At 70.1% G+C, this 9,481-nt stretch carries 10 protein-coding genes; 4 read left to right on the top strand and 6 right to left on the bottom strand.

Annotated elements, in window-relative coordinates:
• Nucleotides 1-130: 130 nt before the first annotated feature.
• Together RAC69_RS14065 and RAC69_RS14060 are read right to left on the bottom strand one after the other, a co-directional pair.
• Nucleotides 131-607: a GtrA family protein gene (locus RAC69_RS14065; protein ID WP_375087360.1), complete on the bottom strand. Its 477-nt coding sequence runs from the start codon at nucleotides 605-607 to the stop codon at nucleotides 131-133.
• A gap of 195 nt (nucleotides 608-802) precedes the next feature.
• Nucleotides 803-1,699 (bottom strand): LysR family transcriptional regulator, encoded by an 897-nt coding sequence (locus tag RAC69_RS14060; protein ID WP_341933474.1) that lies wholly within the window; start codon nucleotides 1,697-1,699, stop codon nucleotides 803-805.
• A gap of 151 nt (nucleotides 1,700-1,850) precedes the next feature.
• Between RAC69_RS14060 and RAC69_RS14055 the strand changes: the two genes are divergently transcribed.
• Nucleotides 1,851-3,119, top strand: a complete 1,269-nt coding sequence (locus RAC69_RS14055; RefSeq protein WP_375087359.1) for an MFS transporter — start codon at nucleotides 1,851-1,853, stop codon at nucleotides 3,117-3,119.
• Between the two features lie 44 nt (nucleotides 3,120-3,163).
• The gene (locus RAC69_RS14050; RefSeq protein WP_375087358.1) at nucleotides 3,164-4,795 is read left to right on the top strand and encodes an amidohydrolase; all 1,632 of its coding nucleotides are present in this window, start codon (nucleotides 3,164-3,166) and stop codon (nucleotides 4,793-4,795) included.
• A gap of 10 nt (nucleotides 4,796-4,805) precedes the next feature.
• On the opposite strand, the gene RAC69_RS14045 is transcribed toward RAC69_RS14050, so the two are convergent.
• The gene (locus RAC69_RS14045) at nucleotides 4,806-5,720 is read right to left on the bottom strand and encodes an oxidoreductase (RefSeq protein ID WP_375087357.1); all 915 of its coding nucleotides are present in this window, start codon (nucleotides 5,718-5,720) and stop codon (nucleotides 4,806-4,808) included.
• Nucleotides 5,717-6,367: a TetR/AcrR family transcriptional regulator gene (locus tag RAC69_RS14040; protein WP_375087356.1), complete on the bottom strand. Its 651-nt coding sequence runs from the start codon at nucleotides 6,365-6,367 to the stop codon at nucleotides 5,717-5,719. Before RAC69_RS14040 ends, RAC69_RS14045 begins: the two co-directional genes overlap by 4 nt.
• Nucleotides 6,368-6,468: 101 nt before the next feature.
• Between RAC69_RS14040 and RAC69_RS14035 the strand changes: the two genes are divergently transcribed.
• Entirely contained in the window at nucleotides 6,469-7,164 is a 696-nt protein-coding gene (locus RAC69_RS14035; RefSeq protein ID WP_375087355.1) for an SDR family NAD(P)-dependent oxidoreductase, read from the top strand.
• A 49-nt stretch (nucleotides 7,165-7,213) separates the two neighbouring features.
• On the opposite strand, the gene RAC69_RS14030 is transcribed toward RAC69_RS14035, so the two are convergent.
• The gene (locus RAC69_RS14030; RefSeq protein WP_375087354.1) at nucleotides 7,214-7,945 is read right to left on the bottom strand and encodes a triose-phosphate isomerase; all 732 of its coding nucleotides are present in this window, start codon (nucleotides 7,943-7,945) and stop codon (nucleotides 7,214-7,216) included.
• The gene (locus tag RAC69_RS14025; protein WP_375087353.1) at nucleotides 7,942-8,727 is read right to left on the bottom strand and encodes a DeoR/GlpR family DNA-binding transcription regulator; all 786 of its coding nucleotides are present in this window, start codon (nucleotides 8,725-8,727) and stop codon (nucleotides 7,942-7,944) included. The genes RAC69_RS14030 and RAC69_RS14025 overlap by 4 nt, the downstream gene beginning before the upstream one ends.
• A gap of 255 nt (nucleotides 8,728-8,982) precedes the next feature.
• Between RAC69_RS14025 and RAC69_RS14020 the strand changes: the two genes are divergently transcribed.
• Nucleotides 8,983-9,480, top strand: a complete 498-nt coding sequence (locus RAC69_RS14020; protein ID WP_375087352.1) for a YjbQ family protein — start codon at nucleotides 8,983-8,985, stop codon at nucleotides 9,478-9,480.
• Nucleotide 9,481: the final 1 nt, after the last annotated feature.

Genomic DNA, 9,481 nt, shown 5'->3' with positions numbered 1-9,481 from the left:
GCTCGGAAGTCGTCGCGGGCGTAGTGTGCGCGCTCCCAACTCGCGTACAACGCGCACTGCATGGGCGTGAGCAGGGAGCCGGGAGCGGGATCGCTTTCGGAGGGTCGGGAGAGGGCGTGCGCGAGGAGTGTCATGATGTCGCCTCCTGAGGCGTCCGGAAGACCAGGAATCGGTAGGTGAGGTAGCGGAACACGGTGCCCAGGATCAGGCCGACCACGTTCCCGGCGATGTTGTCGGCGAGCTGGCTCGTGAAGCCGAGGAGATAGTGCGAGACGAACAGGCAGCCGGCGGCGATCAGCAGACCGCCTCCGTTGGCCAGCAGGAACAGCAGCAGTTCCTTCGCGACCGCAGGGCGTCGGGTGCGGCGGAAGGTGAGGTACCGGTGACCGAGCCAGGCGACACCGGTGGCGACCGAGACGGAGATGACCTTGGCCCAGATCACCTGCTCCGACATCACGGTGGAGCGGAGGAGGTTGTACCCGCCGACGTCGACCACGAAGGCGAGGAGACCGACGCCACCGAACGCCGCGAGCTGCGGCACGGCTCGCCGCACAGCGGTGGCGAGTCGGGACAGCCGAGGGAATGGCGCGGAGGGGGAGAGCGTCATACTGCCCGTTCGGAGGCAGGGATGGCGCGGATTGGCGGGCTTTTCCGGACCCACGGCGTGTCTCCACGGAAACGAGCAGGAAGTTTTTTTCATGCACCCCGACCCCCGGGAATGCGAGGACCGCGCGTAAATCAGTACCGCCCCGGACGGTGCTCCGGACGCTCCGGACGCTCCGGAGGGCTGTCGGGGACGGCGTCAGAGGGCGCGGAGAGCTGCCTTCTCGTGCAGTCCCGACACGTGGTCGGCGACGAAGGCGGCGAGCTCGTCGATCACCGCTCGGATGTCGTCGCGGGCGTAGTGTGCGCGCTCCCAACTCGCGTACAACGCGCACTGCATGGGCGTGCCCCGGTGGAGGAGGGGCTTGGAGAGCAAGCCGAAGCGCGGCGGTTCGACCACCACGCACGGACCGTGTCCGGCGGCCGAACGGGCCTGCACGATCGGCGCGTCCGCGCCGAAGCTCGCCATCTCCAGCGACCACGCCTCGCCCTCGGCTGCTCGCTGGATCTGCGTCCAGGCGGCGGAGCCGACCCCCGACGTGAGGAAGGGGCCGGCGAGCAGGTCGCGCAGCTCGACCGCGTCGCCGGCGGCGAGCGGATGGTCGGAGGGGAGCTGGCAGTAGAGGGGGAGGTCCAGGATGCGGCGGCTGCGGAGTCGCGAGTCCGGCGGGCTGGTCGTCACGGCGAGGTCGGCGCCCGACCGCAGCCGGTCGTAGGTCTCGGCGGGCGTCGCGACGACCACGTCGGAGATGGGGCCGCCTCGGGCGATGAACGGCGCGAGCACGAGCACGCTCGTCATCTCGGGAGCGGCCGCGACGAACGAGCGCTCGTTCTGCACGATGCCGCTCATGACCTCCCGCGCGCGTCGGCCGCGCCGGACGAGGTCGCGGGCCATCGGCTCCAGGCGCTCGCCGGCGTACGTCGTGACCATGCCCTGCGGCATCCGCCGGAAGAGTGCGGCGCCGACCTGGCGTTCGAGCGAGGCGATCTGCCGCGACACCGTCGGTTGGGTCCTGATCAGGCGTTCTGCTGCGAGACTCACCGATCCGCAGTCGAGGACGGCGACGAACGCCTCGAGCTCCCGTTCTCCGTACATACGAGAATCGTATGTCGAGAACCGTTTTTCTCATTGGACGAGCATGGCTCCGGCCGGTGAGGATGAGCAGATCCCGACTCCCTCCGACCAGAGAGCCCCCCCGATGGCTACTTCGCACACTGAGATCAGCCCTGCCCGGCAACGTCGTTCGATGGTGGGTGCCTTCGTCGGCACGGCGATCGAGTGGTACGACTTCTACATCTTCGGCACCGCCGCCGCCCTCGTCTTCGGCCGCGTGTTCTACCCCGACGTGGCGCCGGGCGCCGCGCTGCTCGCCTCGTTCGCGACCTTCTGGGTCGGCTTCCTGATGCGTCCGATCGGCGGACTCGTGTTCGGCCACTTCGGCGACAAGTTCGGTCGCAAGAACGTGCTCGTGCTCACGCTGATCCTCATGGGAACGGCGACCACGCTGATCGGCCTGCTCCCGACGTACGCGCAGATCGGCATCCTCGCCCCGATCCTCCTCGTCGTGCTCCGCGGGCTGCAGGGCTTCGCGGTCGGAGGGGAGTGGGGCGGCGCCGTGCTGCTGTCGACCGAGAACGCGCGCGCCGAGAAGAAGGGCCTCGCCGGTGCCTGGGTGCAGCAGGGTTCGCCGGCCGGCTCGATCCTCGCGACCGTGATGTTCCTGCTGGTGGGACTGCTCCCCGACGAGCAGTTCATCTCCTGGGGTTGGCGCATCCCGTTCCTCGTGTCGGCGATCCTCGTCATCGTCGGACTCGTCATCCGCGTGAAGGTCGAGGAGTCGCCCGACTTCGAGGCGGCCAAGAAGTCGCAGGAGGTCGTGAGCGCCCCGGTGCTCGTCGCGATCCGCACCGCGCCGCTGCTCATCGGACTCGGAGTGCTCGCCTCGGTGATGGGCATCTCGAACGCGTACTTCTCGAACACGTTCCTCCTCGCCTGGACCACCGGCTCGCTCGGAATCGACCGTCAGCTCATGCTCAACATCCTGCTCGGCATGGCGGTGCTCCAGTTCATCTGGCAGCCCATCGCCGCGAAGATCGCCGAGCGCTTCGGCATCGCCAGGGTCATGCTCGCGGGGCTCGTGCTGAGCGTCGTGCTGACGGTGCCGTACTTCCTCGCCATCCAGGCGGCGTCGCCGCTGTGGATCACGGTCACCCTCTACGCCACGATCATCGGCAGCACGGCCTACTACGCCCTCCTCGCCACACTGCTGGCCTCCGCCTTCCCCGCCCGTATCCGCTACTCGGGCGTCTCGCTCGCGTACCAGCTGTGCGCCACGGTGTTCGGAGGATCCACGCCGCTCGTCGCGCAGTGGATCCTCAACTCCTCCGGCGGCAGCGTGTGGGCGGTGGCCGTCTTCTACGCCGTGATGATCCTCGTCACGATCGCCGGCGTGTGGGGGCTGCAGCGGCGCATCGCCCGCTCGGCGCACGCCGAGAGCGTCGCCGCCGTCCGCTGACCAGCCGACCGCCCGCCGACCCATCCCGAATCGCGAGAGAGACCATGCGCGTCGACACGATCTTCACCAACGCCCGCATCCGCACCCTCGACCCCGAACGGCCGACGGCGCGCAGCATCGGGGCACTCAACGGCCGGATCGTCGGCTTCGACGAGGAGCTCGAGGGAGTCGATGCGGCGCAGGTCGTCGACCTCGACGGGCAACCGGTGCTGCCGGGGTTCCACGACGCGCACCACCACCTCTCGCTCACCGGGTTCCGTCTCGCGTCGCTGAACCTGCGCCCCGGCGCCGTGAACTCGCTCGACGAGCTCTACGAGGCCGTGCGCGAGCACGCGGAAGGGCTGGCCCCCGAGGCCTGGGTGCGCGGATCGGGGTACGACCAGAACTTCCTGGAGGCGCACCCGACCGCCGAGGGGCTCGACCGGGTGGCGGGCGGGCGGCCCGTGATCCTCGAACATGTGTCGGGTCACATGATGGTGGCGAACACGCGCGCGTTCGAGCTCGCCGGATACACCGGGCGCGAGGGCGTTCCCGACATCGCGGGTGGCGGGATCCCGCGCGACCGCGATGGACGGCCGGAGGGGCTGCTGCAGGAGTCGGCGATGGCCCCGATCCTCGCGCTCGTGCGGCCGATGGGACTCGACGAGGTGCAGCGCAACCTGGGTCTCGCGAGCGACCAGGCGCTGAGCTACGGGCTCACGTCGGTGACCGAGCCGGGCATCGGCGAGATCCGGATGGTCGGCAACAGCCCGCTCGACTACCACGCCTATCAGACGGCCGTCGAGCAGCGGACGCTGCGCGTGCGTACGACCCTCATGCCCTACATCACGGTGCTGCATCCGTTCACCGACCTCCCCGACAAGGACGTGCTGGGTCTCGACCTCGGCATCCGCACCGGGCTCGGCGACGACAGACTGCGGGTCGGACCGGTGAAGATCGTCGCCGACGGCTCGTTCATCGGACGCTCCGCCGCGATGCATGCGTGTTTCCACGGCGAGGCCGAGAACTTCGGCGTGCTGCTGCACGAGCCCGATGCGCTGCGCGACTACATCGTCGGCGCCCACCTCGCCGGATGGACCGTGGCCACGCACGCGATCGGCGACCGCGCGATCACGCACGTGCTCGACGCGATCGAGCACGCGCAGAGCATCGCGCCGCGACCCGAGGTGCGCCACCGCATCGAGCACTTCGCGCTCGCGAGCGACGACGACATCGCGCGCGCGGCGCGCCTGGGTGTCATCCCGGTGCCGCAGGGCGTGTTCGTCTCGGACTTCGGCGACGGCATGGCCGCGGCGGTCGCCGCGGATCGTCGTGACGACATCTACCGGGTGAGGTCCCTCGCGGATGCCGGGATCGTGATCAACGGGTCGACCGACTCGCCGATCTCCGACGCGAACCCGCTGGTGTCGCTGCGCGACATGGTGCTGCGCAGGACGAGCGGCGGCGTCGTGCTCGGCGAGCGCGAGCGCGTGACGGTCGACCAGGCCGTGCGCGCCTACACGTTCGGATCGGCGTACGCGGTGGGGCAGGAGCACGCCACGGGCACGCTGAAGGCCGGGATGCTGGCGGACTTCATCGCGCTGAGCGACGACCTCTACGACATCGACCCCGAGCGGATCGCCGAGCAGCAGGTGACGACCACGGTCGTCGGCGGCGAGGTGGTCTTCGAGCGCTGAGCGCTCATCCTCATCCCGGACCGTCGCTGGTCGCCGCGAGCAGCGTCGTGACGAGGTCGGAGACGGGAGTGCGGATGTCGTGGCGTGCCGCCAGCCGCGACACGACGCCGTTGCGGACGTCCCACTCCAGGGGGCGTCCGGCCTCGCGGTCGGTGAGGATCGAGGTGCTCAGGTCGGCGGGCGCCGAGCGGAAGCCCGCGAGGATGCCGTCGGCGACCCCGGCATCGAGCGCGACGCCCTCGGCGAGGGCGACCTCCGCGCACTCCTGCAGATACGCCCGTGTCAGGTCGGCCAGGTCGTCGCGATGGAAGACGCCCGCGCGGCGCCCCGTGAGCGCCATGAGGCCGGCCGCCGCGTTCTGGAGCAGCTTGCGCCACGCCATCGCCGGGAAGTCGGCCGAGACCTCGACCGTGCAGAGCGTTCCGTCGAGGACGGCGGCTATCCGGTCGGCACCGCTTCCCGCGGGCACCGTGAGCCGGGCGTCGCCGCGCAGTCGCACGGTTCCGTCGGGCTGGGCCTGCGCGGGGAACCACACCACCGACGGCAGCACGATGACGCCCTCCGCCACGTGCGGCGACACCATCGCCACCTGCTCGACGCCGTTCTGCAGGACGCAGACCACGGTGTCACGGCGGCAGAGCGCGCGAAGCCACGGAGCAGCCGCGTCGATCTGCGTGGCCTTCACGGCGAGGAAGACGACGTCGGCCCCTCCGTCGACCTCCGCATCGACCCCGGCGTCGAGCTCGTCGGGCCGGGTGCGCACGGGGCCGGGCACGACGATGCGTGCGTCGCCGACCAGGAACTCCAGGGACTCGCGCGCCGTGCGACCGTACAGCGCGGGGGTGCGCCCGCTCGCGTGCAGGGCTGCGGCGATCGTCGTGCCGATCGCGCCGGGTCCGACGACGGCGATGCGCTCGACGATCACAGCACCCTGCTCAGTGACTCGGCCATCTCACGGAACCCCAGCGGCTGTGGCAGGAGTGGGGCGGGGGAGGCGGAGGGCCGGGTGCCGGCGACCACGATCGAGGCATAGCGGCGCCAGAGCTCCAGGCCGCTGTCGCGCGAGGCCACGGCGAGCGTGCCCACCATCACGCCGAGCGCGATCGTGTCCTGACGGGTGAACCCTTCCCGCACCTCGCCGGCGGCGACAGCGTCGCGGATGAGCGCATCGGCGCCGGCGGACAGCCGATCGCTGACGTCGGCGGGGAACCGGTCGAACCGGTCGGGTCCGAAGAGGACGGTGGCGAGGCTCCGATCCCGGGCGTGCAGCTCGATCATGCCGCTCAGGTAGTCGCGGAACGCCTCGCCCGGGTGGGCGATGGCGGATGCGGCGTCGAGGACGGCCATGACGGCGCCGATCTTGTCGTCGAACAGCGCATCGAGCAGCGCGGCCTTATCGGGGAATTTGCGGTAGATCGTCCCGATGCCGACGCCGGCCTCTGCGGCCACGTCGCTCAGGGTGGCGGCGGGGCCATGCGCGGCGAAGACGCGCGACGCTGCGTCGAGGATGCGACGGCGGTTGCGCTCGGCATCCGAACGCGGCCGCCGGGTTGCTGGTGCCTCGGTCGTCATGACGCGACTCTAACACAAGCGGAAACGGAACATCCGGTTCCGCTTGGTGTATCGTCGCTGTGCGCACCCGATCGGGGTGCCGGCATCTCGGAAGGAACATCATGTCTCTGCTCGTCGTCATCGGATACGGACCAGGAAACGGCCACGCCATCGCGCAGCGCTTCGGGGCGGAGGGCTGGTCGATCGCCCTCGTCGGACGGAGCGAGGATCGTCTGCGAAGGGGGGTGAGCGCACTGACGGATGCGGGGATCCCCGCTGCGGGCTTCGTGGCCGACGCCGGCGATACCGACGCGCTCCGCGGAGCCCTCTCCCGCATCCGCGCGGAACTCGGCCCGGTCTCCGCCCTCGCTCTCACCGCCTATCGCAGCATCGAGGTGCCCGACGTCCTCGACGTCGACCCGCGCGAGGTCGGCCACGTCTTCGACATCGGGGTGGCGGGGCTGCTCGCCGCCGTGCAGGAGACGGTCGACGATCTGCGCAGCACCGGGGGATCGGTCCTCGTCGTCAACGGCGCGCTGGGGCAGCACGACGACGGCATCGACGCGTTCGCGGTCTCGTTCGGCGGCGACGGGGTCGCTCTGGAGTGCTCTGCGAAGACCAAGCTCGTCGGACTGCTCGCGGCTCGCCTGCGCGCGGGCGGCGTCTACGTCGGCGAGGTCGTCATCAACGGATCGATCCAGGGTTCCCCGCACGCCGGTTCGACAGCGATCGACCCCGCCGACGTCGCCGACCGCCTGTGGGGCATGGCCGGTGCGCGCGTCGAGACCCACGTGCTCATCGCCGAACAGCGTCGCTGAGGGACGGCGCGGCTGAGGGCGGGCGCGCTCGTGAGCACGACGGCGATGGTCACCCGCGAACTGCGTCGAACCCTCTGCGGGTGGAGGCGATGAACAGCTCTGCGGCCTCCACCGGCGATGCGCTCTTCACCACGGCCGACGTCACGCCGGTGCCATGGGCACCCGCGCGCATAATGCGCTCGGCGTCGTCGGGGCTGGCGACTCCGCCCGCGTGCATCATGAGCACGTCGGGCGCCGCGACAGCGGCCTCGGCGTCGATCGCCTCGATCCACGGTCGGTCTCCGCCGCCGTCCGCACCGATGAGTCCCGGCGGCTCGTAGAGCACGATCGTCGGGGCCAGGGGCAGCAGGCTCCGCACCTCCGCGTCCGACCCCGCGCACACCATCGTGAGCAGGTCGTTCTGCTGGGCGCGGGCGATGGTGGAGCGGAGGAACCCGGAACGCACGGGGTTGCTGTCGTGATTCAGCATCACTCCGTGCGCCCCCGCATCCACCAGCGCTTCGGGGAGGGTGCGTCCGACGCTCGGACCGGGCAGCTCGGGGTGCATCTCCTGCGCGAAGACGAACACCTGCGGAGCCGCCCGACGCACGTCCGAGAGGAAGGCCGTCGGCACGGTGAGGATGACAGAGACGCCGTGCCTGGCGCCGGACTCGCCGGCTGCGACGGCGAGCTCGACGACCGCAGGAAGGCGGAGGAGGTTCTTGGGGCCGATCTCGAAGAACGGCGCGGTGAGGCGCGAGGCCGGGACGGATGCGGCGGGGGCGGCCGCGGCATCCGTCACCGTGTCGGCTCCACCAGCACGACGGACAGCGACGGCGGCATCGCGGTGAGCACCTCGTCCTGGGCGCTCGCGTCCGTCACGAGTACGCCGACCTCCTCGATCCCGGCCACGCGTGACATCAGCACCCGCCCGAGCTTGGAGTGATCGGCGACGAGCACCACTCGGTCGGCCCGCTCGATCGCGAGTCGCTTGCCGGCGCTCTCGTCGGGGTCGTAGTCGGTCAGCCCGCGGGTCGGGTGCACGCCGCTGATGCCCATCACATAGGTGTCGACGTTGTAATGGCGAAGGTCGTCCGACATCGTCGAGCTCGTCGTGAGCCGCTCCGACGACTTCAGCCGGCCGCCGAGCAGGAAGATCTCGATCGCCGACTCGTCGGCGAGTTCCTCCGCGACGAGAAGGCTGCGGGTCAGCACCGTCAGCGCTCGTCCGGTTCCGCGCAGGGCGTGCGCGACGGCGAGGGCGGTGCTCCCGCCGTCGATGAAGACGACCTCGTCGTCGGCGAGCAGGTCGGCGACGACGCGGCCGATGTGCGACTTCGTCTCGTGGGCGGCCGCGGCGCGGGTCGACAGCGCCGGCTCGCGGCTCTTGGCGTCGAGCAGCAGAGCGCGCCCACCCACCAGACGCCGGACGACGCCGTCCTCCTCGAGGGCCCCGAGGTCGCGGCGGATCGTCATCTCCGAGACGCCGAAGTGGGCGGCGAGGCTCTGGATGTCGACCTCGGTGCGATCGCTCATCATGCTCTCGATCTCCGCGCGCCTGCGTTGGGGAGTCGTCGCGCTCATCGCACCCTCCTGGACTGTCGATCTCCGTCGTCTCGGCAACAGCCGCGACGAGAATCTATCACACAATGTTTCCAGTTTGTAACATATTCACAATCTCTGCCCGGTCTGTTGCACCGAAACTGTGAAGCAATTACATTGCAGTGAAACGCATTCACATCAGCGTGACCGAAGGACACCGACGTACCTCGTTCGGGATGCCCGGCTGCGCACCGACGCGGCGCGGATCCGCCCGCCCGCACGACAAGGAACGCGATCATGGTCGTACACACCCACTCATTCACCCTCTCCACACCCGCTCGCCAGGACTTCTTCGACGTCACCGACGAGGTCGTGCGCGTCGTCGGATCATCCGGGGTGGTCGACGGCGTCCTGTACGCCTTCACGCCGCACACGAGCTGCTGCGTCCTCATCCAGGAGGAGTCGGAGGACGTCACGTACTACGGCACGCAGCTGCTGCTGCAGGACACGATGAACGTCTTCGCCAAGATCGTGCCGCCGACGCGGCACGAGGGGCAGTACCTGCACCCCGGACCCATCCACATCAGGAATGCGGCCGAGCTGCGGGGGGAGCACCCGTCGTGGGGTCTCAACACCGACGGACACATCGTCTCCTCGATCATCGGACGCTCGGAGGTCGTGCCCGTCCAGGCGGGCGAGCCGGTGCTGGGCGAGTTCGGACGGGTCTACTTCGGCGACCTGGACTCGGTCAGGGCGCGCGAGCGCACGGTCGTCCTCACCGTCATGGGCGAGTGAC

The organism is Microbacterium sp. LS_15 (assembly GCF_041954735.1).
In the GTDB taxonomy this organism is placed as follows: Bacteria; Actinomycetota; Actinomycetes; order Actinomycetales; family Microbacteriaceae; genus Microbacterium.
This window is presented reverse-complemented; position numbering and strand designations above follow the sequence as displayed.

What these genes read in the sequence shown, in the direction of transcription:
- RAC69_RS14065 (WP_375087360.1), bottom strand. Translation starts at nt 607, where the DNA reads ATGACGCTCTCCCCCTCCGCGCCATTCCCTCGGCTGTCCCGACTCGCC.
- RAC69_RS14060 (WP_341933474.1), bottom strand. Translation starts at nt 1,699, where the DNA reads ATGTACGGAGAACGGGAGCTCGAGGCGTTCGTCGCCGTCCTCGACTGC.
- RAC69_RS14055 (WP_375087359.1), top strand. Translation starts at nt 1,851, where the DNA reads ATGGTGGGTGCCTTCGTCGGCACGGCGATCGAGTGGTACGACTTCTAC.
- RAC69_RS14050 (WP_375087358.1), top strand. Translation starts at nt 3,164, where the DNA reads ATGCGCGTCGACACGATCTTCACCAACGCCCGCATCCGCACCCTCGAC.
- RAC69_RS14040 (WP_375087356.1), bottom strand. Translation starts at nt 6,367, where the DNA reads ATGACGACCGAGGCACCAGCAACCCGGCGGCCGCGTTCGGATGCCGAG.
- RAC69_RS14035 (WP_375087355.1), top strand. Translation starts at nt 6,469, where the DNA reads ATGTCTCTGCTCGTCGTCATCGGATACGGACCAGGAAACGGCCACGCC.
- RAC69_RS14025 (WP_375087353.1), bottom strand. Translation starts at nt 8,727, where the DNA reads ATGAGCGCGACGACTCCCCAACGCAGGCGCGCGGAGATCGAGAGCATG.
- RAC69_RS14020 (WP_375087352.1), top strand. Translation starts at nt 8,983, where the DNA reads ATGGTCGTACACACCCACTCATTCACCCTCTCCACACCCGCTCGCCAG.